This is a genomic window from Microbacterium sp. T3-8, assembly GCF_055398145.1.
In genome coordinates, this window is the sequence record NZ_AP027918.1 from 639,993 (window position 1) to 662,043 (window position 22,051).

The following is a 22,051-nucleotide window of genomic DNA, read 5'->3' on the forward strand; positions in this document are numbered from 1 at the left end:
GAACCTGAGGAGAGACATGAACACCCCATCCCCACGCCGCAGAGCGGCAATCGTTGCAGGCCTCGTTCTGGCGTCGAGTCTCGCGCTCTCGGCCTGCTCCTCCGGTGGAGCGCCGACCGGCGGATCCGACGGCGAGCAGGAACTGGTCATCGGCTCGCAGATGGCCTCGTTCCCGAGCCTCGACACCGGCGCGATCACGACCGCCGGCTACGAGGGCCAGCGCCTGATCGGCAACCTCGTGTACGAGGGCCTCACCAAGCGCGATGTCTCCGACCCGAACGCACCCGCCGGTGTGGCGCCCGCGCTCGCCGAGTCGTGGGACGTCTCGGAGGACGGCCTGCAGTACACCTTCCACCTGCAGGAGGACGTCACGTTCCACGACGGCACCCCCTGGGACGCGGATGCCCTGATCTACAACATCACCCGCTACACCGACGAGTCCGACCCGAACTACGACCCGGTGCTCATCACTTACTACACGGTGCTCACCTTCGTCGATTCGGTCGAGAAGGTCGACGACCAGACGGTGACATTCACCCTGAACCAGCCGTTCGCCTTCTTCCTGGCCGACCTGTACAACGTCTACTTCGCGAGCCCCACGTCGCTCGACGAGTCGGGGGCCGCGGGCCAGGCCACGAACCCGGTCGGCACCGGTCCGTTCGTGTTCGACTCGCTCGCCCAGAACCAGTCGATCTCGTTCACCCGCAACGAGGATTACTGGGGAGACGTCGCCAAGCTCGACCGCCTCACGGTCGAGCTGATCCCCGATCCCTCCGCACGCACCGCGGCTCTGCGCTCCGGACGCGTCGACTGGATCGAGGCCGCGCTGCCCGACGACCTCGCGAGCCTCGAGGATGCGGGCTTCGTGGCGACCGGCAACCCGTTCGACTGGGAGTGGTCGTGGCAGCTCATGACGCAGGAAGCACCGTTCGACGACATCCGTGTGCGTCAGGCGATGAACTACGCGATCGACCGCGACGCGATCGCGGACGACCTTCTGCACGGCACCGCCGCTCCCGCCGCCCAGATGTTCGCCGAGGCGAGCCTGTACTACACCGCCGATGACGACCTCTACACGTACGACCCCGAGAAGGCCAAGGCGCTGCTCGCCGAGGCCGGCTATCCCGACGGCGTCGACGTGACCGTGGGCTACATCACCGCCGGATCGGGCTCGATGCAGGCCAAGGCCATGAACGAGGGGCTGCAGGCGCAGCTCGCCGAGGTCGGCATCGACGTCTCGCTCGAGCCGGTGGACTTCTCGGGCATGTACGCGCAGCTCGGCGAAGGCAACACCGGATGGCAGGCCGCGAACCAGGCGTTCAGCCTGGAGCAGCCCTCCAGCTGGAAGGGCTTCTGGTTCGGCTGCGACGGCAACTTCTTCAACTACTGCAACGAAGAGGCCGAGGCGCTCTACGACCAGGCGCTGGTCACGGTCGACGACGAGGAGCGCGCCGCTCTGCTCACCCAGGTCGGACACCTGGTGACGCAGGATGCCGCGTGGCTGTTCGTCGCCAACGACACCGCCCCCCGTGCGATGTCGTCGGCCGTGCAGGGCTTCGAGCAGCCGAAGAGCTGGTGGCTGGACTTCACGTCGGTGTCGATGGCCGAGTGAACGGATCACCCCTGAGGTGACTGAGGGGAGGAGGGCGACGGGACGCAGGTTCCGTCGCCCTCCTTCTGCGTGCTGCTGGTCCCTGAGCCGCTCGTGGGCCCCTGAGCGCTACTGGGTCCCTGAGCCGCTCGTGGGCCCCTGAGCGCTACTGGGTCCCTGAGCGCTACTGGGTCCCTGAGCTTGTCGAAGGGCCCCGCCCCGCCCCGTTCTCAGTTCTCAGTTCTCGGTCGGAGTCGGGGTCGACGGCTTCTGCGGCACCGGCTCCCACACGACGAGCAGGAATGCCGCGATCGGTCCGAAGAAGAGCGTGAGCAGGAACCACGTCCACGCCGAGCGGTTGCGCGTGCGGGCGTAGCCGCCCGCGAGCAGCGCGACGGAGGTCCACATCGCGGAGACCAGGGGGAACAGGGAGTTGTAGTCCATGCGCTCGACCCTAGGTCGAGGTTCCCGGGCGTGGCGGCGCCGGTCGGGCGCGCCTGCCGATCACCTGCAGGGAGTTCTGACACGTGCAGGGAGAAACGGGCGGATGCTCCCTGCACGTCTGTTCTCTCCCTGCAGGTGAGCGCGGAACTGGGGCGCTTCGACGGGCTCAGCGACCCAGATCGGCGTGGTTCTGGGGGAACTGTCGAATCTGCCGCGGCGTGACATCAAGCTGGCTCGTCGGCGTTCCTGTGGAGCGACTGAACCCGGTTACACCCTCCTGAGCGCTGGCCACGCTCGCGTGAAGCGTCCGGAGTCCGCCGAGCTCCACGACCCGACCACCTGACCACCGCCGTTGACTGACCGGCTCACTGCGCGCTCGCCTGATAGCACGGGGCACCTTAGAGCGGCGCGCTGGATGAGTCGCGCCGCTCGTCGGCAACGCCCGATGCTCCAGCGTTTAGCGCATTGTCAGTCGATGCGGAATTCAGCTCGGCGATGCGTAAGGAAGCAAGCTCGCTACAAAAGTTCGCAGTCACCGAGGTCACGAGCGTGATGCCGACCGCGATGATCATAGGAACGAGAACCGGTCGCTCGTCGTCGCCGAGTGTCCAGAATCCGATGATCACCGTCTGGAGAGTCGCCGCAGCCGTGATTGCGCCGGATACGGTGCGGGACGCCGCCAAAGTTCGGAGGCTCAGTCGAAGGCTTGTGAGACGGCGCACGAAGGTGGCGGAAGCGATGGAGAGGATCGTCAACCCGGCGACCACGCCGACCAGAGGGAAGCTGCCCTCCGAGAAGAATCCTCCGACCGTAATCAGAGCCCCACAGGCCGAGATCGCACCGAGGACATAAGCCGAGAGGGTGAACTGATCGGCAAGCTGGTTTGCAAGCGCCCCGTGCAGTCGGACGACGAGCTCGTCGCTGGCGATTGGCTCGTCCGCGCAGCTGTCGGGCAGGTCGTCATGCGCCGGAAGACGCAACATGTCGTTGAGCAAAGCACGCTGGGCGTCCGTTCGCTCGGTTGTCAGGAGCGCCGCGAATTGTTCAAGGCGCTCGCCCCAGGTCTTGAAGTCTCTCGCGCGGTTCTCAGGAACCGCCTTCTTGACCCTCCACAGTGTGGCGTGGGTGAGGTAGTTGCGTGCAGTCCAAGGCGCGAGTGTCTTCAGCGCCTCCAATAGTTCGCGCCCAAAGAGTCGGCTCGCGCTCACTGTCTTGCTGCGGAAGTACTGACACAACCTGATCTGATCCGAAACAACGTCCTCGTCAAGGTCGGCGACCCCGCCCTTGGCCGCTAACGCGCGACCGACTCGTATCAAGGCGTCGCGGGCCTCCTCATCCGTCATCTGCACGTCTGCGTCCCAAACCTGCATCAGGCGGTCCTCCCGGTCCCGCCTGTCCAACTCATCAGGGGGCAAGTACTCGTCCGTCTCCATGCCACCACCGTAGCCACCAGCACGCAACTGGCGCCGCACCTAGTCGATTGTGGCGACCAGGACGCGCGGTCTTCTGGCTCGCGTCCAGTACATGACGAGCCCGATCGACGCTCCGACTATGCGCTTCATAGCCGACACGCGTCGCGCTGGCACTGGTTTACGCGTACCAGCGGGTGATGCCGACCATCGGGATTCACCGCCTGGCACCAGAAACGCGCTCGCTCGCACTGACTATGCGTGTATTTCGACGAGGCTGCCGCTGGCTTATCTCCCGGAACATACCTGTCCGTATGCAAGAACGAGTTCGCCTTGCGCGTGTCGCCACAGGGATGCCCCGGTTCTTGACGAACGTCACCGCCGCAGCTGTAGGTGTGGCCGCGGATCCGCTTATCGGTTCCTCGAGCATCGACCAAATCGTGATGCTGCTGCGTGCTTCGATCCCTCACATCTGCCCGAGAGTTGACCGCCCCCCAACAGAAGGTGGGCACATTCTTCGCGAAACCGGGCGCGGAGGCGGCCGTGCGCGTCGTCATCATCGGTTGAACAGCGGCAGAGCGCACTGCGGGTAGCAAGAGGTGCGGGCAGGGCTGGCCGGATCACTAGGAGAGTCATCGTCGAGGCGCGCGAGGGGCGCATAGCGATACGTTCGCACTGCGCGGTGCGACCCCCGGGCAGACGGTAAGCGCCCGCGATGTCACGAGTTCAGCGCCGTGGGTATCGTCCATGAACGTGCGCTTCTCCGCCAGCACCAATACGATGCAGAGAACGGGGGTTTGCGAAGGGGGAATCGACTATGCCGCTACGGATATTGCACGTGAGCGACATCCACTTTGACGATCGCGGGTGGGACGAGGACCGAGATCAGCGCACTGAACTCGTGCGCGATCTGAAGGCTCACGTGGAGCAGAGCAGCAAGATCGACGCGATACTCGTCGGCGGCGACATCGCTTTCGGCGCGGAACCAGCTCAGTACGTCACCGCGCGGGAATGGATTGACGAGCTGCTTGACGCCGCCGGTGGCCTGGAGCCGAGTGACGTCTGGGTGGTCCCCGGCAATCACGACGTCTCGTGGGAGACGATCGGAAAAAGCGCCATCGCCCGAGACTTTCGGACAGCCGTCGCTGGCTGCGACCTTACCGACATTGACTTGGTGTTACAGGAACGCCTCGCTCTGGATCCGCAAGCCGGATCTGTCTTAGCCCCCCTGGATGCCTACAACGAGTTTGCTTCGACCTTCGGTTGCGGCATCACTGCAGAGTCACCTATGTGGGAAGACGACACTCTCGAGGTCGATGGTTTGGTCCTGCGGCTCACCGGTGTGAACTCTGCGCTCGCAAGTCATAAGGATTTCCACGAACCAGACAAACGTAACCTCGTCGTCGGCACTCACCAGGTTCAGCTCGACCGGCAACCCGGCCTGCTCCATCTCGTAATGATGCATCACCCCCCGAGTTGGCTCCGAGATTGGGAACATATCGCGCCGTACTTGCAGCGCGCCCACCTAATTCTTTTCGGTCACGAGCACGCGTACAGTTCCTTGCAGCCCGACGGAGACGGAAGCACGGTGCATGTGAATGCGGGGGCCGTAGCTCCGGAGCGTCAAGCGGGGGGCGAACAGGACCCGTTCCTTGCGAGCTACAACGTCATCACTCTCACCAAGGTGAGCAAGGGCATCGAAATACATGTCAACCCCCGGTACTGGAGCAGGGCGCATACGCGGTTCGTCGCGCATCCTTCGGGTGAGATGACGTATTTCGTGAGGAACGATCCCGGCGCCCCGAGTGTCGTCGACGATGCCTCGCCCCTCGCTCATGGACCGGAAGACGAGGCTGTCGTGACTGCTTCTCCTCTTCTCGGCAATGCGGCAGACATGCCGGCCGCCGTCCTCTCGAGCGCGGCGCGCAAGGACCTTCGTCGAACAGCCGTGAGGTTCTTGCAGCTGTCGATCACTCGTCGAAGAGAGATCGCACGTAGTCTCGGCGTCCTGAGTGACGAAGACCTGATCACGCCTGACGCCGAACTATGGACACGCGTTCTGAGACGTGTACGTGACCGTAACTTGATTGACCAACTCGAAGAGGAGCTTCCGTGACAAGTGGTCCGACGTTCGATGAGATGGCCGCCGCTCTGTCCGCGGCGACGATGGAAATCGAGATCGCAGAGATTCAGAACCGGATGACGGCCGCAGCTGACGCGATCACCGAGGTCTCGGTGCTCGATCTTGTTGCCGTGGCATACAGCGCGCCGGTCCCCGACGCGTTTCAATCTGTAGAGTCCACCGTCCGTGCACACGACGGGACATGGGTGACTGGCCGACGTGAGGAGGTGGTTCGGATCGTGGCCGGAGCAGCAGTAACCGCGCTGTTGCGCGACCCTGATCGCCGCCTGCTCGCTGCTCTGGCGTGCCAGTCTGCAAGATATTTGGGATTCGAAGCTCGTAGCGGCCAGCTGGACGATCTCGCTGATGCGACGGTGTTCGATGAGAGTACCAGCGGGCGCGCCCGCACGGCTATCACGGTGCTTCGAGACTCGGCTAGGAAGCTGCTTCAAGGACATCAAGATCTCGAGGGGCCCCAGGCCGTGTCCGCAGTGCGTTCGCTCGCTCGACGCTTCGAAGAGGTCGCGGCACAGGTCAGCACTCGCCTGGATCGTATGGATGAAGAGCTCAACACACTGTGGTGGTCACGTAAACGAGTTCACTCGAACTCTGGAGTCGAATGGACGGAGATTGCCGAACCGCAGCGAGTCATCCGGGCGGCCATCGAGGTCGAAGAGTTCGTGACGGTCGCTCCCGCGGCGCGCGGGACGATCGAGGTTCTGAATGACCTCGTCGGCGATCTCGATGACGGGCAGACGATTCCACTCGTGGACGTCGCTGAGGAGTTGTTGGATACCGTTCACTCGGGCTCACCGTTGAGCCACCTACTGCTTCCCGTGAGTTCGGTGGCTTCCGCTCTGATGAAGTTCAAGAACGATCGAGATGTCGCCTCGCCTGTTGTCGAACAGAGCACCGGTCTCGATCCTTCCCACCGTGTGCCGCTCGTCGGGCTGGGGGCACAGCTCCTCCGCGAGTACTCCATGATGAGGGTGTCGTAACGATGCCAGCCAACGACGAACTCGACAGCGACGCAACCGCTGCCACGACGCTCGATGGTGACGACGATTCGCTCACGCTTGACGAAGAAGACGGCGCTGATGAGGAGACCGAGTTCGATCTCGGCGACTCGGCCGAGCTACCGCCGCCGAGGGCTCGGATCAAAATCACCGGAGGAGATGGCCTCACGCTCAGTGAGGCCAACGTGCTAGTCGGAGATGTCCCCTCAACGGTTGTTCTCATCGCCGGTGAAGCGAATGCGGGTAAGACAACTCTGCTAGTGGAGCTGTTTGCTCAATTTCTAACGGGACCGGTGCACGGTTGGCAGTATGCGGGTTCTAGGACGCTGTCTGGATTCCATCGACGCCATAAACCCGCCCGGGCATCGTCCGGCTCGACATCCCCTGCAACTGAACGGACGCAGGACGACGACATTCGTCACCTCCACCTTGCGGTCGCCTCTCGGACCCGTCGCGTGGACCTCGTCGTCTCGGATATTCGCGGCGAGGTGTTCGAGTCGATCGTGGACGGGGCCGACGCCCACGACCAGCTACCTTTCTTGCCCCGCGTCGACGTCTGCTTGGTACTGGTCGATGGCGAGCTGATGCGACGCGCGTCCACGAGGACCCTTCAGCTGCTGAGGGCTAAGCAACTTCTGATGGGCCTACTCGCGCCCGATGCCCTCGCGGACGGGGCGAAGGTTCTGATAGTCGCTACGAAGGCAGACACCCTGACGCCTCAGTTGCAGGACACCGTGACGTCAGAGCTCGACAAGATGGTTTCTTCGGTTCTTCGCCGGCCAGTTTCGGTGTCAACGAGTGTCCTCAGCGCCCGACCCGCAGATCAGACGTCTCGGCAAGGACTTGTGGAAGTCTTCGAGATACTCGTATCCGACCGCGAACGCCGTCCTCAGATTCGGCAGCAGGTTACGCTTCCTGGAGCTCGATACTTCTGGAATGGAAACAGAGCATGACGAATACGCCGCGAGCGATCCTGATGGGATTCCCCCACGCCGGAAAATCTACCTATCTCGCGTTGCTGTTCCTGGCCATACTGCGAGGCGAGCGTTGTTCAATCGAGCTAACGGATCATCGCGACGACCGCGAGCACGCCAACATGCTCACGTCTGCCCTACTTAACTGCGAGGAGGCGGGACGCACCGAAGTCTCACAGAGCAATGGCCTGCGCCTGTCGATTCGGCATGCATCGGGGGAAGAAGGCCAGCTCGATGTGCCGGACCTGTCCGGGGAAACATGGCTTGACGTCATCGAAACGGGAACGATGGACGTTGACCTGTTCGACGATCTGCGCAGCGCACGCTCAGCGGTACTTTTCATACATGTCGGTGATTTCGAGCATGACCCACTCATCGCGGAGGTGAACGCGGCAGCTCACGCCCTCGGTGAGTCACGGCCTCCGGAGAACTCCGCGCCCCAACCCTCTACGCCCACGCAAGTCGACGTCGCCGACCTGTTGCAAGTTCTCGACGAAACAGTGGATCCGAGATGTCAAGTCAGCGTTGTCTTGTCGGCCTTCGACTTGGCCGGCGATATCACCCCCTCCGAATGGCTGGCAGTGAACGCGCCACTCGTTGCTCAATATCTCCACACCGCCCAGATTCGAAGGGAGATTCGTATCTTCGGGCTCAGCGCGCAGGGCGGAAGCTTCACGACCGAACGGGAACGGTTGTCCGACCAGGATGGGCTTGATCGGGCCACGATGACAGACGGCGACGGAAACGAAGCCGCGATCGATGCGCCAATCATAGGCGTGCTACAGCTATGAGAACAGCCACGGTCCATCAAGCCCTCTACGGCTATTCGCGCGGGCACCGGCTGTTGAGCTCCTCGTTGCAGATCGAGGCAGACGCTGGTCGCTTGCTACGCGTCGCAACTGACATGAGCTTCGAAGGCCGTAGCGGCTCGTACCTATCCGTGCTCCCGCTCGCGTCCATCCGGATGCAAGCCTTTGTTCGCACCTGGCCCGCAGGCTCCTGGATGAGGCCGGGCTCGGTGTGGTCACACGTTCTGCTAGTCGAGTGGTCCGATCTCGCCCGGATCGAGGACTTCCGCGACTTACTCAATCTCAACCGGCCGCGAGGTGTGCGAGACGATGAGGAAGCTGAAAGCCTCGCGTACGAATGTTCCCGCGAGCTTCCCCTTGCCATGATGCCTCGTTCGACGGAGCTCCCCGTCTCCGGTGGCGTTCTTGACCCAGCCGTGCTGGCCAGTGCCGTCTACTCGTCCAGTCGCGCTGTAACCGCCACCTCCCCCTCGCCGGAGCGCGAGGAGGACGTGCTGCTGGAGTTGTATGCCCAGCAGTGGCCGCGCCTACGCCGATCCTTTGCGTTTCGGACCCGCTATCGTTCCTCCGACACCACGGTGCGTTTCGACCTTGAGGTGGTCGAGAGGGGCGATCGAGTCGACGCGAGTTGGCCAATCCGCGACTGGTCGAGGCCCCTTGCCGAGGACATTCTCGGCCACCGGCCAGCGCTGCGACTCTTCCTCCATACTTATGGCGCGGAGAGCCGACGGGGCCGGCGGGACATGTCCGTCCTCACCCGGATTTTCGAATCCATCATGAACGAGAACTATCACGAAGCGCTCTCCACCCTCTTCGATGAATTCCCGTCCCCTGGCCAGATGCGTCGCCTCAAGACCGACATACTCGCCGAAACAGGGCGCATCGAGCTCCCGGAATCGGAGCGACTCGCTCTCGCGATCTCGTTCTCGGCGCATCTAGATCTGGACGAACTCGAACTGGGTCAGCGATTCGTTCGATTGGTGCTATCGGGGTCCGTGACTAGGGATTCCCTCGAACAGGTACACGAAGCCGAGCTCGGTGCCATCCCTGAATCCCAGATCGACTCGGTCCTTTCTGCAATCGCAGACCATCTCGACGATGAAACCGTCGCGCGGTTCGCGGGTATCCATGAGGATCTCGGGCTTCTCGTCATCGCTCGTCGTCCAGAGTTCCTCAGGAACCCGGGCGTATGGCAGGCACTCGAGGGCGAGTCTGTGGGAGACGTGTTCGCATCGCTCGACGCAGGCGAGCAGAATCACATCCTTGAATCTCTTCTGAGCAACGGATCCATTGAGGCCCTTACTCTTGCCTGTAGCGCATCGCCCGAGGCGTGGTGGAGCCTCGTCGACCTGGTCAGCCGCAACGCAGATACAGTCAGACAGGTCATCGCGCAGGCCCATGTCCTACGCGAGACCCTGCACAGAATCGGCTTGGCTAGCCTCTCTGGCAAGGTCTCTCGCGGAACGTCTCCACGTTTCGCTCTAACCGTCCTACTAGCCGCACCACTTCATGCCGGTTTGTGGCGACGAGTCAACGCCCGCGACTGGTTGAAGACCCTAGAATCGGTCGCATCGGGCGAGCTTCGCGGTGTTCCCTCTTGGGTGCAAGAGCGGTTGCTCGCGGTGGGCCTCGTTGCCTCCATCCAAAGCGGGGAAGTCCCCCTACGCAAAAGGGGATGGCTGGTCACGTTCCCGCTTCTACACGAGGCGTTGAGAAGTGAGGGCTTCGATGCGGAGGCGTGGGGGGTTCTCGGAGCCGCGTTGCCTTCAGGCCCTACATGGGATCGATGCTACCGGCTTCGTCGAGGTGCCGTGAGCGAGGTTCGGCGGGACGAATGGGGAGCGGCATCGACCAGCGATCTGATACGGGGCGCCGGAAGGCAAGCCTCGGACATGGCTGAGCAGATCACGCGTCGAAAGAACGCTCGAAAGAGTTGGGTAAGTGACGTCTTGAAGATCCTTGGGTTCCACTGACACGTAATCTCTCACTCTCGAGAGTCCAAAGTTCGAGACGATCAGACGTTTCCGAGGCGTTGAGCGCCATGCCCGTCGCCGGCCAGAACCTCTGTTCGTCGCGCGAGCCCTCGCGCATAGCGCGCGATCTAGGGCATCTTGGCGGCGGCCGCCATGTTGGCACGCTGCAATTTAACGAACTCAGGCGAGTCCACGCGCGTGATCTTCTCAACGCGACGCAGCTGATTTCGAATTTGCTTCCGTAGCTTGCGCATGTCGCGGCCCTCGGTTGCGAGGTCGTCATAGAACCGGCGGGCAACCTGGTAGGCCCACCCCTCCCGATGGGGGTCTGACTTCAAGAGTTGCATCAGGTTTCCGGTCGGATCGATTAGATGGGAGTCCGGCTCGTCGTTCAGCGCCGAGATAAACACCCTTTGCATGTCCTCGACGTCTAAGTCCCGCTCTAGGAGCACAGCGCCGCAAACCATCAGGGCATCAAGTCGAAGGTTCCTGCCCAGCCTAAGCAGCTCGTCGAGACTTGCAAGTTGCTCAACGATTTCTCGACGCAACCGCTGAGCCTTCCCCCAGGGCACGTGCAGTTCGATCGATCGGACGACGTCGCTGAGTGATGCGGAGATCAAGGTGGAGACTGGCAGCGTAATCACAATGAGAAGTGACGCCGCGACTGAGAGCAAAGACAGCCAGTAGTAGATGTTGTCTATCAGCAGTACCGGTCTGTCTGGATCGAGAGACAGGCTCTGCAAAGCGGTGTACTCGGATAAAGTCAGCAGCAGCGCGAGAAGGAAAAACACGATCGACCAACGAATGCGTCGTCCCCGAAACTGATATGTGCTCTTCCTGCTCAACCGGCGAACAATAACTCGAGCTTCGATCACAAACGCGAGCGCGACCACCGGAACTATCTGCGCGATCGCACCCCAGTAAAGTGTCAGATCACCCTGGGTCACGGGGTCAGCCTACTGGCCCCAGACACGTTCGCTCGTCCACGCGACAACCGCCTACGGCGCCGCCGACCATCAACCCACAAGAAACGGTGGGTCCGCGCCATCTGGACCCGCCTAGCCCTGAGCTTCGGTCTCTCGCCTCCAGTGGATCTCAACTCCTGCTGCCGTGGCCCGCTTGACAACTCCCCTCTATGCCGCGCGATGCGCTTCCTCAGTCTCATCCTTGACTCGGCGCCGGCCTCGCCTACTTCCTGACTACGGTGAGCCGTGGTGGTCTCTATAGCCCGGATAGAACGCGTTAGGCGGAGCAGTGCCGATACAGTCGGCTCCCCCACCCCTTCTCTTCAAAAATCGCCCTCGGTCCACTCGGTGATCATGTCCCTCACTCCAGATCCGAGCGCTATGGACTGGCACGGCGACTTGCGAGATGGCAAGGTGCCTCCGTTAAGAACTAGGTTCGCCTATCGAGACAGTGGATTCCTCTCTCAGAAAGACCTCGGCTCTCAGAGAGACCTCGGCGACGGCGTCCGATCCTCGCTTTACGTCGGACTTAGTCCAATCTCATCGCGATTCCGACAGGAACCTCTTGACACGCCCCGCGCCCCGGTCTAACGTACAACCAAATGGTTGCACAAAGAGAACTCACCGAAGCGGAGGTCGACCGTGTCTTCCACGCACTGGCCACGTCGACCCGGCGCGACATCCTGCGCCGGACGATCGAGAACGAGCAGTCGGTCTCGACCCTCGCCGCCGAGTACGAGATGTCGTTCGCCGCGGTGCAGAAGCACGTCGCCGTGCTGGAGGCCGCGAACCTCATCGTCAAGCGCGCCGAGGGACGCGAGCGCCTCGTGCGCGCGAATCCCGAGATGATCGCCCGGGCCAGGGCGCTGCTCGCCCGCTACGAAGAGCTGTGGAGATCGCGCATCGCCCGCCTCGACGACCTGCTGGCCGCGCCAGCCCCGAGCACCGACAGCACCACGAGCACCACGAAGAACACCGAACCGACCGAACACGAACAAGGAGACTGACAATGCCTGTCACCGATGTGATCACGGATGCCGAGAACCTCACCATGACGGTCGTCGCCGATCTGGCGGCCCCGGTCGAGCGGGTGTGGGACGCCTACAGCGACCCGCGTCAGCTCGAGCGCTTCTGGGGTCCTCCCGGATGGCCCGCCACCTTCACCCACTGGGACCACACCGTGGGCGGCAAGGCGAACTACACGATGAACGGACCGCGCGGCGAGAAGGCCTCCGGCACCTGGGAGTTCCTCAACATCGACGGCCCGAACGGCTTCGAGGTCCTCGACGCCTTCGCCGACGAGGACGGAACCCCGAACCCCGACCTGCCGTCGATGCGCATGACGTTCACGTTCACACCGACCGCCGAGGGCACGCGCATGGTCAACACCAGCTACTTCGCCTCGGCCGAGGCGCTCGAGCAGGTCGTGGCGATGGGCGCCGTCGAGGGGACGACGCTCGCGATGAGCCAGCTCGACGCCGTGCTGCAGGACCTCCGCGACTACGCGCAGGGCAAGGGCACGCGGGTCGAACTGCTCGACGACACCCACGTGCGCATCACGCGCCTCGTCGAGGGGCCGCGCGAACTGGTCTGGCGTGCGCACAACGAGCCCGAGCTCATGAAGCAGTGGCTGCTCGGACCCGACGGGTGGGAGATGACCGAGTGCACGGTCGCGACCGAGGTCGGTCAGGGCTACGTCACCTCCTGGGCTCCGGTCGGCGACACGGAGGGCGAGGCGTTCGGCTTCGAGGGCGAGGCGCTGCTGATCGACGCCCCGAAGCGGTCGGTGCAGACCGAGCGGATGATCGGGATGCCGGTCGAGACGCTCAACGATCTCAACCTCTACGAGGAGGACGGCGCGACCCTCATCACGCTGTACATCGAGTACCCCGACAAGGAGACGCGCGACATGATCCTCGCCACCGGCATGGCCGACGGCATGGAGACCTCGTACGCCCGTCTCGAGCGGGAGCTGCTCGCGGTCTGACCGTTCACAACTCCGGAGAAACCGGCCGATTCCGCACGGATCGGTCGGTTTCTTCGCGTTGCGGGCGCTGATCTCCGGAGTCGTGAACGGTTGCCGGTGCCCAGCGGAACCTGTCGACGAACCGGCCCAGTCGAGGCATCCGCACGAGGAGGAGCAGGATGCCGTAGCCCAGAGCGCCGCCGGTGACGTTCGAGAGGAAGTCGTTGATGTCGGCGACGTGACCACCCGCGAAGAACCGCTGCGCCGCGAGCTGCGAGAGCTCGACCGCGAGGCTCACCCCGGCGCTGATCGCGACGACTCGCGGCCACGTCGGACGTGCGAGCACGAGCGCGACGAGGATGCCGAGCGGCACGAAGACGAGAACGTTCGTGAGAGCGTCGGCGATCTCGTAGTCGGCGAAGGGCACGAGCGCGAGTGCCGGAGACCAGGGCTCCCCACTGCTCGGCTTGCCCAGGAAAATCGGGAAGATCGTGTTGCCGACGATGCCTGCTCCGTACACGGCGAGGGCCGCGGCCACCGCGGCGCGGGGCCACGAGAACGCACGGCGGATCTGCAGTCGCCACAGCATGAGCAGGAAGACCACGAGCGCGAGGGGAATGACGACCGGCAGCACCGGCACTTCGCCGAAGGGATTGTCCATCGCATTCGACGTTACGGTCAATGCCGTCGCCGCCGCATCAGCCTGCGGAGTGATGTTCGGCACTCGCCCGTGGCACCAACTCAGGAAGAATCGACGATCCGGGCCCGAATCCGGGGGTCTCCGTGCCCGACGGCCGCACTCTTCCTGAGTTGGGTACGCCCTCCCGAGCAGCCACCGTCCACCCGGGCGGGATAAAGTGGCGACACGATGAGGATCACGCGCCGCACTCTGCTTCTGGGCGCCGGGGCCGGAGCCCTTTCGGTGCTGCTCGCCTCGTGCACCCCGGAGCCCGAGCCCACGCCCACGCGCACCCCGACGCGTTCGCCCGAGCCGCAGCCCACGAACGGCGTGCCGCTTCCGGCCGCCAGCATCCGCTCGACCTGGACGAGCGACCAGTACGCGTTCGGTGCCGTCAGCTTCGTGCCCGCCGGCGTGGGGGCCGAGACCCGCAGCGCCCTCGCGCGTCCGGTCGACGACCGCCTGTTCTTCGCCGGCGAGGCCACCGATGAAGAGGCCCCGGCCACCATGCGCGGAGCGATCGCCTCGGGTGAGCGCGCCGCCGATGAACTGCGGGATGCCGCGGGCGACGGCGAGCGCATCGCCGTGATCGGTGCGGGGCTCGCCGGCGCCACGGCAGCCGCGCGGCTGAACGACGCGGGGTTCGAGGTGACCGTTCTCGAAGCGCGCGACCGCGTCGGCGGACGCGTGTACTCGCGGCTCGATGACGCCTGGCCACTTCCTCCGCAGCTCGGTGCGTGGCTGTTCGGCGAGGCGGATGCCGACCTCGTGCAGACCCTCGAGGCCGAGGACATCTCCGTCGTCGACCTCGCGGGCTCGCTCTGGCGCTCGCCCGACGGAGATACGGATGCCGTCGCCACCGAGTCCCTCACGGCAGCGATCGCCGCCGCTCAGGCCGCCCCCGTCGACAGCTCGGTCGCGGATGCTCTCGTCGCGGCCGGCGTCGACACGGCCGACCCCACGATCCTCGCCCTGCTCGCGCTTCTCTCGACGGCCTCGGGCGCGGAGGCCGCGAAGCTGTCGAGCTGGTTCGCCCCGCCGCTCCCTCCGACCGAGCCCCGCGCCGCCCGCGACAGCCTGCTGCCGTTCATCGAGCACACGCTCGACGGCGTGCAGGTCGGTCTCAACCAGCCGGTCACCCGCCTCGCCTACGACGACACCGGCGTGAGCGTGCGCATGGGCACCGGTGAGGCGCTGTCGTTTGACCGCGTCGTCGTGACGGTGCCGCTCGGAGTGCTGCAGGAGCAGGGCATCGAGTTCGACCCGCCGCTGCCGTTCGCCAACCGCGGCGCGATCTCGGCGCTCGCGATGGGGTCGATCGAAACCGTGTGGCTGCGCTGGGACGAGCCGTTCTGGAATGCCGAGGAGGCGGTGTGGCACACGGTCGGCGGCGATGTCGGCATCCGCACCTGGATCAACTTGCTCCCCGCGACCGGCGAGAACGTGCTGGTGGGGATCGTCGGCGGCGATGCCGCGGCGAGGTTCTCGGAACTCGGCAAGGACGAGGCGGTCACCCTGGCGCTGGAGGCGCTCGGACCCTACGCGGCGTGACGCGGCGGTGCGCCGCCTGGCACGGCGGTGCGTCGTCTACCCGGCCTGATCCTGCCGCAGGCGACGGGGCAGCGGCATCCGACTGATGAGCACGAGCGCGGTCGCGACGGTCGCGAACGTCGCGAGGGCGATGCCGGACGACACCAGGAACTCGGCCGGTCCGCTGATCTGCCGCGGGTCGAGGAAGTAGTACGGGTACCAGCCGATGATCGGGCCGCGGATCATCGTGAACCCGCCCCACACGAGCGGGTAGATCAGCGTCGCCGGGATGACCCGCCACGGCACCGCGCGATGGCCGGGCGCGAGCGCCCAGGCGAGTGCGGCGCAGGCCGGCAGGTAGAAGTGCAGCACCTGATCGGACCAGGGCACGTCGATGCGGATGCCGCGCAGCCCCGCCTGCCAGACGAGGATGGCGAACACGATGCCGGCCGTGATCGTCCAGGTGAGCACGAGGGCGAGGGTGACGGTGAGCCAGCGCGGATCGCGGGCCTTGCGGAGCGCGATGATGCCGGCGATCGTGAGCAGCACCACGAACGCGACGTTCGACTGGTTGGTCAGGTAGGCGAAGAAGTTCTGGCTGGCGATCGTGTGCGAGGCGAGCCCCCACGCGAGACGGTGGATGAGGGCGACCAGGCACAGCGCGGCGGCGCCGAGTCGGAGCAGGCCGAAGACGGTACGCGTCCTCACCGCTGCGTCACCCGCCGTCCACTCATCCGCCGAGTCTACTTTTGGTCGGCTCCGCGGGCCGTGGGAACGCGCCTCAGCGGCGCGTGCGGGTCGACCACAGAGCCAGTGCGACCAGCGCCGGCTGGAAGAACAGTCGCACGAAGCGCTTCATGTCGGTGTCGAGGCCGAAGCCGTCACGCTGGTGCATCCACTGCGAGACGTTGCCGGGGAACACCGCGATGAAGAACAGCGCGGCGATCGTGCCGACCCGACGGCGTCGCTTGCGGGCCAGCAGCAGCGCCGAGCCGAGACCGACCTCGACGACGCCCGAGGCGAGCACGGTGACGTCGGGGTCGAGCGGCAGCGATTCGGGTACCTGGGCTTGGAACTCGCGGCGGGCGAACGTCAGGTGCGAGACGCCGGCGAAGACGAGGGAGGATCCGAGGAAGATGCGGCCGATCGTGCGCGCGGTTGTCGACATGAGGCGAGTGTACGCGCGTCAGATCAGACGGCGCAGGGCCGCTTCGAGCGAGATGCCCTGCGCCTCGGCGCGGTCGCGCAGGCGGGCGTGCTCATCGCCGGTGAGGCTCAGGCGCAGCTCGATCGGGTCGGCCGAGGGAGTGTCGAAGTCGTCGAACAGCGACGACGTCTCGGCCCAGAGCGGGGCATCCGAGGGGGCGGTCGTGACCGGAGCGGATGCCGCAGACGGGGCGTGCTGCGCAGATGCCGCGACCGGGGCGGAGGCCGCGACGGCGGCGCCGGCGCCGGACGCGAGCGTGAACCCGGGGCCGCGGCGCGGTTCCTGCTTCGCCTGATAGGCCTTCGCCGCGGCATTCGCCCGCTCGTCGGCGGCCTCGTTCAGCCGGTCGCCGGCATGCCCCTTGACCCACGAGAATTCGACGTCGCGCCCGCGGATCGCCTCGTCGATGCCCTCGAGGATGTCGCGGTTGAGCACGGGGCCGCCGTCGGACTTGCGCCAGCCCTTGCGCTTCCAGCCCGGCATCCACTTCGTCACCGAGTCGATCACGTACCGGCTGTCGCAGCGGATGAGCAGCTTCTCGTCGGTGCCGGCCGTCGCGCGCAGCAGTTCGAGCACCGCCTGCAGTTCGCCCTGGTTGTTGGTGCCGTGGGGAGACCCGCCCGCCGCCCAGTTGTCGTCGTCGATGTACCAGGCCCAGCCGTTGGGGCCGGGGTTGCCCAGAGCGGAGCCGTCTGCGGCGGCGGTGATCGTCATCCCTCCACCGTAGCCCGGGCCGCCGACGTCGCCGGCGGGGCGCGTCTCACGAACGTGAGGGGTCACAACACGCCGCAGCGGATGCCGGTGGCGCGGCGTGTTTTGACCCTCACGAGGAAAGAGGGCGCGTCAGCGCAGGGTGCGGCGCATCCGGATCTCGCGGCGACCGTCGGGGAGCAGGTCGCCGGGTTCGTCGAGGGGTGTGAAACCCGCGCGCTCGTAGGCGCGGTGCGCCGACGGGTTGTCGGGCATGACCGAGAGATCGAGGACGGATGCCCCGGCCTCCGTCGCCCAATCGACGATGCGATCGATCAGATCGGCGGCGAGTCCCGTGCCGCGCGCCGACGGAGCGACCCACATCGAGATCAGTTCGGTGCGGGAGGGGTCGTCGGCCACCGGCATGCCGGTGATCATCCCGACGACGTGCTCGCCGTCGATCGCGAGCAGGTCGTGCGCTCCGGGAACCGACAGCCGCTCCCGCCACCGCGACTCGGGCGCCTCGATCCAGTCGGTGAGCTGCGAGCCGAAGGCGGCGGGTGATTCGCGCAGGGCCTCGAGACGCGCGGCGCGCCACAGCATCCATTCGTCGGCCGTCACGCGGCGGACCTCGATGCCGTCGGATGCGGGGGAGGTCATGTCAGTCCTCGTCCGGTTCGCGATTCTCGGTCGACACCGCGGACGGTGCCGGGGGCGCGACGGGGAACACGATCGACCCGAGCTCGGCGCCGAGGCCGATCGACAGCGGGTCGACGGCGGGCGTCGTGGCGAGCGTGTCGACACCGTCACGTTCGAGCGGCTCGGACGGAAGCCCGGCCCACTGGTTCTCTTCTTCTTCCGGGCGGTGCTGGAACAGTCCCATTCGCCCATTGTCTCTCCGTCGCAGCGGGGTGGTGCCGATTCACACCGGATCCACGGGGCGCGCGGGCGGGGCCGAGGCGCGAGGGGTCGAGACTGCCGTGTTCAGGCATCGCGAGCGGCGTGTGGAGACCCTCGCGGCGAGAACGGGCGTCATGCCGAGGCGAACGGGCCTCAGGCCGAGGCGGCGCGCACGGCATCGACGAGGTCGCGCCAGGGCCCGGCGACGGCGCCATCGGGGAGCTCGCGTTCGAGGTGCTCTGTGGGGGTGCGCGCGCGGATGCTCCAGACGAAGCGGTCGGCGCCGGCGGAGCTCTCGGGGTCGGCGCTCCACGGGCAGCGTTCGATGAGCGCGATCCACGGTTCGGCGTCAGGAGAGTCGGATGCCGCGATCTCCACGCGCCATCGTCGGCTGATCCCCGCGATCCCGCCCGTGCGCACCACGGCGATGACCACCCCGGGGTCTGCTGACCGCCCGCTGTCGCCCGGCGGCTCGGGCGCAGCCGACGGCTCGGCGTCAGTCGGCTGCGGGGACTCGCTCATCCTCATAGACTCCCACGGTCGTCCAGGCGCGTCGAGCGGCTGTCGCGGTGGCCTCATCGACGTCAGATGCCGCGGCGACCGTCGCGTCGGCGAAGGCCGTGAACGTCGCCGTGCTCGACAGCCCTCCGGTGAGCGCGCGGTACCAGACGGTGCCGGCGGTCTCCCACGCGTTGCCCCCGAGGTCGGTCGCGAAGAGGGCGAAGGCGCGGTTGGGGATGCCGGAGTTGATGTGCACACCGCCGTTGTCTTCGGTCGTGCGCACGAAGCCGCTCATGTGGTCGGGCTGCGGGTCCTTGCCGAGCTCGTCGTCGTCGTAGGCCGTTCCGGGCGCGATCATCGACCGCAGCGCCACGCCTTCCACCGCCTCGGTGAAGATCTCGGCGCCGATGAGCCAGGTGGCGTCGGCGGCGCTCTGCCCCTGCGCGTACTGCTCGGTCAGCGCACCGAACACATCGGCGATCGATTCGTTGAGCGCACCGGGTTGCCCCTGGTACTCGAGGTTCGCGGTGTGCTGCACGACCCCGTGGGCGAGTTCGTGGCCGATCACCGTGAGCGATCCGGTGAAGCCGCGGAACACCTCGCCGTCGCCGTCGCCGAACACCATGCGCTCGCCGTCCCAGAAGGCGTTGTCGTAGTCGACGCCGTAGTGCACCGTCGCGTCGAGAGGTGCGCCGGCATCGTCGAGCGAATTGCGGCCGAACGCCGAGAGCAGCAGTTCGAAGGTCGCCCCGAGCCCGTCGTAGGCCTCGTTGACCGGCGCATCGGCGACGGGCGGGTCGTCTTCGGAGCGCACGACCGCGCCCGGAAGGTCTTGCGTGTTCGCCGCGTCGCTGATCGTGCGGTTCGGGGCATCCGACAGCTGCGCGACCAGGTCGCCGTTCTCGTCGATCGAGAGGTCGATGCGGGCGCGGAACGGCGGCCGGCCCGCGGTGAGGGTCTGCCGCGCGGCGGCGGCCGCACGCGGGAACCGCCCCGATGCAGCCAGCCGGGCGAGCAGATAAGACGGGACGACTCCGTGGCTTTCGATCTGTGCGCTCATGCAGCGACCCTACGCCGGGTCTCCGACACTGCGGCAGAGTCTCGCGCCCGTCACGCCGGTTCGATGCTCATCACCGTCGTGCGCAGTACCCCGCCGTCGAGCGGCACCTCGTAGCGCACCGGCATGCCGGGGTGGGCGGGCGAGAACCAGTACGTCTCCACCGGGGCATCCGGGCCGTCGGACGTGTCGTAGCGCGTGCACTCGACGCGGCCGAGGGGGATGTCGATCGCCTCGGTCGTGACGGTGGTGTGGTCGGCGGGGAACGCCGCGTGGTGCTGCAGATCGGTCCAGGTGACCCGGCTCGTCACGACGTCGGCGGGGTTCTCGGCGAACCAGGCCCGGAGCGTGGCGCCCTCGGCATCCGTCTGCTCGAATCGGTTGAACCGCTCGTGCTGAGATCCGTCGGGTGACTCGACGAACAGGCGGATGGTCTTCCCGGCGCCGGTCGCCTCGCGGATCTCGTCGGCCGTGAACGGCGTCGGCAGCAGGCCGGGGCCGAGGACATGCGCATCAGTGGGCATGCAGACATTGTGCCCCCGACGGGTGGCTCGGGTCGAGGGGCTGCTCCCGTCCGCAGGGCACGCCCGGGTTTCTCGCGTAAAATCGGCACAATGACCGATGCGCCCCGCGACGACCTCAGCGATTCCGGCGACCTCGGCCCCGGCATCGATCCCGACGATCTCGCCACGACCCTGCGCGTGCTGAGCGAGCTGCACGAGATCGACAACGAGCACCCCGACTTCGTGGCCGTGCGCCACGCGACCGCCGCGATGTTCAAGGCCGTCAAGCGCGTGCGCCGCAAGGAGATCCGCGACGCCATCGCCGAGGCCGACAAGGCCGTCGTCGCCCGCACGGCGACCGGTGCACCGGACCGCATCGACGACGAGACGCGCGGCAACGACCTCGCCACGAGCGTCGTCGACGCCCCCATCGCCGGCGAGCTGCTCAAGCCCCGCAACTGCTACATCTGCAAGCAGCCGTACACGCTGGTCGACGCGTTCTATCACCAGCTGTGCCCGGACTGCGCCCGCTTCAGCCACGGCAAGCGCAACGCCCGCACCGACCTCACGGGCAAGCGCGCACTGCTCACGGGCGGCCGCGCGAAGATCGGCATGCACATCGCGCTCCGGCTGCTGCGCGACGGCGCGCACACCACGATCACCACGCGCTTCCCGCGCGATGCCGTGCGCCGGTTCACCGCGCTGCCCGACTCCGCCGACTGGCTGCACCGCCTGCGCGTGGTCGGCATCGACCTGCGCGACCCCGCCCAGGTGATCGGCCTCGCCGACTCCGTCGCCGCGCAGGGGCCCCTCGACATCCTCATCAACAACGCCGCGCAGACCGTGCGCCGCTCGCCGGGTTCGTACTCGCTGCTGGCGGATGCCGAACTCCACCCGCTTCCCGACGGCCCGCTCCCCGAGATGGAGACCTTCGGGCACACCGCCGATCCGCACCCGCAGGCGCTGCAGGCGTCCGTCGATGCCCACCCGCTGCTGTCGGTCGCCGCCCTCGGCGGAACCGTCGCCGAGCAGGGCGGCCAGGCGCTGACCGCCGAGGACCTCGCCCGCGTCGCGATGGCGCCCGGTTCGTCGTCGCTCGAGAAGCACGCCGACGGAACCGCGATCGACGCCGGCGGACTCGTGCCCGACGTCAACACCGTCAACAGCTGGGTGCAGTCGGTCGACCAGGTCGATCCGCTCGAGATGCTCGAGGTGCAGCTCGCCAACACGACCGCGCCGTTCCTGCTCATCAGCCGCCTGCGCGCGTCGATGGCGGCGTCGTCGGCGCACCGCAAATACGTGGTGAACGTGTCGGCGATGGAGGGGCAGTTCTCGCGACGGTACAAGGGGCCGGGGCATCCGCACACCAACATGGCCAAGGCCGCGCTCAACATGCTCACGCGCACCAGCGCCGGCGAGATGCTCGAGAAGGACGGCATCCTGATGACCGCCGTCGACACCGGGTGGATCACCGACGAGCGCCCGCACTACACGAAGGTGCGACTCGCGGAGGAGGGCTTCCACGCCCCGCTCGACCTGGTCGACGGCGCCGCCCGCGTGTACGACCCGATCGTGCGCGGCGAGGCCGGTGACGACATCCACGGCGTCTTCCTGAAGGACTACGAGCCCAGCCCCTGGTGAGTCGCGGCTCGAGACCCATCTGAGTCGCGCGCCGACTGCGGAGATCCGTCGCCGAGCAGTGCGGGCACTCTGGC

At 66.2% G+C, this 22,051-nt stretch carries 22 protein-coding genes and 1 pseudogene; 11 read left to right on the forward strand and 12 right to left on the reverse strand.

Annotation, left to right across the window (positions count from 1 at the left end; all coding sequences use genetic code 11):
* Positions 1-16: 16 nt before the first annotated feature.
* Entirely contained in the window at positions 17-1,612 is a 1,596-nt protein-coding gene (locus tag ACZ5Y9_RS03065) for an ABC transporter substrate-binding protein (RefSeq protein ID WP_464472248.1), read from the forward strand.
* A gap of 216 nt (positions 1,613-1,828) precedes the next feature.
* Here ACZ5Y9_RS03065 and ACZ5Y9_RS03070 read toward each other — a convergent pair whose 3' ends face one another.
* On the reverse strand, positions 1,829-2,035 hold the full coding sequence (locus ACZ5Y9_RS03070; protein WP_464472249.1) for a hypothetical protein: 207 nt from the start codon (positions 2,033-2,035) through the stop codon (positions 1,829-1,831).
* 398 nt (positions 2,036-2,433) lie between these two features.
* Positions 2,434-3,468: a hypothetical protein gene (locus ACZ5Y9_RS03075; protein ID WP_464472250.1), complete on the reverse strand. Its 1,035-nt coding sequence runs from the start codon at positions 3,466-3,468 to the stop codon at positions 2,434-2,436.
* An 814-nt stretch (positions 3,469-4,282) separates the two neighbouring features.
* Here ACZ5Y9_RS03075 and ACZ5Y9_RS03080 point away from each other — a divergent pair.
* From ACZ5Y9_RS03080 to ACZ5Y9_RS03105, 6 genes and pseudogenes are all read left to right on the forward strand, one after another.
* A complete protein-coding gene (locus tag ACZ5Y9_RS03080) occupies positions 4,283-5,560 on the forward strand; it encodes a metallophosphoesterase (protein ID WP_464472251.1) in 1,278 nt (425 codons plus the stop codon).
* A 23-nt stretch (positions 5,561-5,583) separates the two neighbouring features.
* Positions 5,584-6,564, forward strand: coding sequence for a hypothetical protein (locus ACZ5Y9_RS03085; protein ID WP_464472252.1), 981 nt, complete (start codon positions 5,584-5,586; stop codon positions 6,562-6,564).
* Positions 6,565-6,566: 2 nt separating this feature from the next.
* Positions 6,567-7,535, forward strand: a complete 969-nt coding sequence (locus ACZ5Y9_RS03090) for a TRAFAC clade GTPase domain-containing protein (protein WP_464472253.1) — start codon at positions 6,567-6,569, stop codon at positions 7,533-7,535.
* Positions 7,532-8,347, forward strand: coding sequence for a TRAFAC clade GTPase domain-containing protein (locus ACZ5Y9_RS03095; protein ID WP_464472254.1), 816 nt, complete (start codon positions 7,532-7,534; stop codon positions 8,345-8,347). Before ACZ5Y9_RS03090 ends, ACZ5Y9_RS03095 begins: the two co-directional genes overlap by 4 nt.
* Positions 8,344-8,589: pseudogene (locus ACZ5Y9_RS03100) on the forward strand (GAP1-N1 domain-containing protein); the annotation flags it as partial. The gene ACZ5Y9_RS03095 and the pseudogene ACZ5Y9_RS03100, both read left to right, overlap by 4 nt.
* 552 nt (positions 8,590-9,141) lie before the next feature.
* Positions 9,142-10,338 carry a hypothetical protein gene (locus tag ACZ5Y9_RS03105; RefSeq protein WP_464472768.1) on the forward strand — a complete coding sequence of 399 codons (1,197 nt, stop codon included), beginning with the start codon at positions 9,142-9,144 and terminating at the stop codon, positions 10,336-10,338.
* Positions 10,339-10,466: 128 nt separating this feature from the next.
* Here the strand turns inward: ACZ5Y9_RS03105 and ACZ5Y9_RS03110 are convergent, their stop codons facing one another.
* Positions 10,467-11,285, reverse strand: coding sequence for a hypothetical protein (locus ACZ5Y9_RS03110; RefSeq protein WP_464472255.1), 819 nt, complete (start codon positions 11,283-11,285; stop codon positions 10,467-10,469).
* Between the two features lie 620 nt (positions 11,286-11,905).
* Between ACZ5Y9_RS03110 and ACZ5Y9_RS03115 the strand changes: the two genes are divergently transcribed.
* Both ACZ5Y9_RS03115 and ACZ5Y9_RS03120 read left to right on the forward strand, forming a co-directional pair.
* Positions 11,906-12,310 (forward strand): ArsR/SmtB family transcription factor, encoded by a 405-nt coding sequence (locus ACZ5Y9_RS03115; protein ID WP_464472256.1) that lies wholly within the window; start codon positions 11,906-11,908, stop codon positions 12,308-12,310.
* Positions 12,311-12,312: 2 nt separating this feature from the next.
* Positions 12,313-13,290 (forward strand): SRPBCC family protein, encoded by a 978-nt coding sequence (locus ACZ5Y9_RS03120; protein WP_464472257.1) that lies wholly within the window; start codon positions 12,313-12,315, stop codon positions 13,288-13,290.
* Positions 13,291-13,294: 4 nt separating this feature from the next.
* On the opposite strand, the gene ACZ5Y9_RS03125 is transcribed toward ACZ5Y9_RS03120, so the two are convergent.
* Entirely contained in the window at positions 13,295-13,930 is a 636-nt protein-coding gene (locus ACZ5Y9_RS03125) for a VanZ family protein (protein WP_464472258.1), read from the reverse strand.
* 207 nt (positions 13,931-14,137) lie between these two features.
* Between ACZ5Y9_RS03125 and ACZ5Y9_RS03130 the strand changes: the two genes are divergently transcribed.
* Positions 14,138-15,499, forward strand: a complete 1,362-nt coding sequence (locus tag ACZ5Y9_RS03130) for a flavin monoamine oxidase family protein (protein ID WP_464472259.1) — start codon at positions 14,138-14,140, stop codon at positions 15,497-15,499.
* 36 nt (positions 15,500-15,535) lie between these two features.
* Here ACZ5Y9_RS03130 and ACZ5Y9_RS03135 read toward each other — a convergent pair whose 3' ends face one another.
* From ACZ5Y9_RS03135 to ACZ5Y9_RS03170, 8 genes are all read right to left on the reverse strand, one after another.
* A complete protein-coding gene (locus ACZ5Y9_RS03135) occupies positions 15,536-16,186 on the reverse strand; it encodes a Pr6Pr family membrane protein (RefSeq protein ID WP_247623758.1) in 651 nt (216 codons plus the stop codon).
* 73 nt (positions 16,187-16,259) lie between these two features.
* On the reverse strand, positions 16,260-16,646 hold the full coding sequence (locus tag ACZ5Y9_RS03140; RefSeq protein ID WP_247623757.1) for a DoxX family protein: 387 nt from the start codon (positions 16,644-16,646) through the stop codon (positions 16,260-16,262).
* An 18-nt stretch (positions 16,647-16,664) separates the two neighbouring features.
* Positions 16,665-17,399 (reverse strand): ribonuclease H family protein, encoded by a 735-nt coding sequence (locus tag ACZ5Y9_RS03145; protein ID WP_247623756.1) that lies wholly within the window; start codon positions 17,397-17,399, stop codon positions 16,665-16,667.
* A 129-nt stretch (positions 17,400-17,528) separates the two neighbouring features.
* The gene (locus ACZ5Y9_RS03150; protein WP_464472260.1) at positions 17,529-18,035 is read right to left on the reverse strand and encodes a GNAT family N-acetyltransferase; all 507 of its coding nucleotides are present in this window, start codon (positions 18,033-18,035) and stop codon (positions 17,529-17,531) included.
* Between the two features lies 1 nt (position 18,036).
* Positions 18,037-18,258, reverse strand: coding sequence for a hypothetical protein (locus tag ACZ5Y9_RS03155; RefSeq protein WP_464472261.1), 222 nt, complete (start codon positions 18,256-18,258; stop codon positions 18,037-18,039).
* A 170-nt stretch (positions 18,259-18,428) separates the two neighbouring features.
* Positions 18,429-18,797, reverse strand: coding sequence for a protealysin inhibitor emfourin (locus ACZ5Y9_RS03160; protein ID WP_464472262.1), 369 nt, complete (start codon positions 18,795-18,797; stop codon positions 18,429-18,431).
* Positions 18,772-19,836 (reverse strand): M4 family metallopeptidase, encoded by a 1,065-nt coding sequence (locus tag ACZ5Y9_RS03165; protein ID WP_464472263.1) that lies wholly within the window; start codon positions 19,834-19,836, stop codon positions 18,772-18,774. Before ACZ5Y9_RS03165 ends, ACZ5Y9_RS03160 begins: the two co-directional genes overlap by 26 nt.
* Before the next feature lie 50 nt (positions 19,837-19,886).
* Positions 19,887-20,357, reverse strand: coding sequence for a hypothetical protein (locus ACZ5Y9_RS03170; RefSeq protein WP_247623751.1), 471 nt, complete (start codon positions 20,355-20,357; stop codon positions 19,887-19,889).
* A 90-nt stretch (positions 20,358-20,447) separates the two neighbouring features.
* On the opposite strand from ACZ5Y9_RS03170, the gene ACZ5Y9_RS03175 reads away from it, so the two are divergent.
* Positions 20,448-21,977, forward strand: a complete 1,530-nt coding sequence (locus ACZ5Y9_RS03175; protein WP_247623750.1) for an SDR family NAD(P)-dependent oxidoreductase — start codon at positions 20,448-20,450, stop codon at positions 21,975-21,977.
* Positions 21,978-22,051 lie beyond the last annotated feature (74 nt).

What these genes read in the sequence shown, in the direction of transcription:
- ACZ5Y9_RS03065 (WP_464472248.1), top strand. Translation starts at nt 17, where the DNA reads ATGAACACCCCATCCCCACGCCGCAGAGCGGCAATCGTTGCAGGCCTC.
- ACZ5Y9_RS03070 (WP_464472249.1), bottom strand. Translation starts at nt 2,035, where the DNA reads ATGGACTACAACTCCCTGTTCCCCCTGGTCTCCGCGATGTGGACCTCC.
- ACZ5Y9_RS03075 (WP_464472250.1), bottom strand. Translation starts at nt 3,468, where the DNA reads ATGGAGACGGACGAGTACTTGCCCCCTGATGAGTTGGACAGGCGGGAC.
- ACZ5Y9_RS03085 (WP_464472252.1), top strand. Translation starts at nt 5,584, where the DNA reads ATGGCCGCCGCTCTGTCCGCGGCGACGATGGAAATCGAGATCGCAGAG.
- ACZ5Y9_RS03090 (WP_464472253.1), top strand. Translation starts at nt 6,567, where the DNA reads ATGCCAGCCAACGACGAACTCGACAGCGACGCAACCGCTGCCACGACG.
- ACZ5Y9_RS03095 (WP_464472254.1), top strand. Translation starts at nt 7,532, where the DNA reads ATGACGAATACGCCGCGAGCGATCCTGATGGGATTCCCCCACGCCGGA.
- ACZ5Y9_RS03105 (WP_464472768.1), top strand. Translation starts at nt 9,142, where the DNA reads ATGAACGAGAACTATCACGAAGCGCTCTCCACCCTCTTCGATGAATTC.
- ACZ5Y9_RS03115 (WP_464472256.1), top strand. Translation starts at nt 11,906, where the DNA reads ATGGTTGCACAAAGAGAACTCACCGAAGCGGAGGTCGACCGTGTCTTC.
- ACZ5Y9_RS03120 (WP_464472257.1), top strand. Translation starts at nt 12,313, where the DNA reads ATGCCTGTCACCGATGTGATCACGGATGCCGAGAACCTCACCATGACG.
- ACZ5Y9_RS03125 (WP_464472258.1), bottom strand. Translation starts at nt 13,930, where the DNA reads ATGGACAATCCCTTCGGCGAAGTGCCGGTGCTGCCGGTCGTCATTCCC.
- ACZ5Y9_RS03130 (WP_464472259.1), top strand. Translation starts at nt 14,138, where the DNA reads ATGAGGATCACGCGCCGCACTCTGCTTCTGGGCGCCGGGGCCGGAGCC.
- ACZ5Y9_RS03140 (WP_247623757.1), bottom strand. Translation starts at nt 16,646, where the DNA reads ATGTCGACAACCGCGCGCACGATCGGCCGCATCTTCCTCGGATCCTCC.
- ACZ5Y9_RS03145 (WP_247623756.1), bottom strand. Translation starts at nt 17,399, where the DNA reads ATGACGATCACCGCCGCCGCAGACGGCTCCGCTCTGGGCAACCCCGGC.
- ACZ5Y9_RS03150 (WP_464472260.1), bottom strand. Translation starts at nt 18,035, where the DNA reads ATGACCTCCCCCGCATCCGACGGCATCGAGGTCCGCCGCGTGACGGCC.
- ACZ5Y9_RS03155 (WP_464472261.1), bottom strand. Translation starts at nt 18,258, where the DNA reads ATGGGACTGTTCCAGCACCGCCCGGAAGAAGAAGAGAACCAGTGGGCC.
- ACZ5Y9_RS03160 (WP_464472262.1), bottom strand. Translation starts at nt 18,797, where the DNA reads ATGAGCGAGTCCCCGCAGCCGACTGACGCCGAGCCGTCGGCTGCGCCC.
- ACZ5Y9_RS03165 (WP_464472263.1), bottom strand. Translation starts at nt 19,836, where the DNA reads ATGAGCGCACAGATCGAAAGCCACGGAGTCGTCCCGTCTTATCTGCTC.
- ACZ5Y9_RS03170 (WP_247623751.1), bottom strand. Translation starts at nt 20,357, where the DNA reads ATGCCCACTGATGCGCATGTCCTCGGCCCCGGCCTGCTGCCGACGCCG.
- ACZ5Y9_RS03175 (WP_247623750.1), top strand. Translation starts at nt 20,448, where the DNA reads ATGACCGATGCGCCCCGCGACGACCTCAGCGATTCCGGCGACCTCGGC.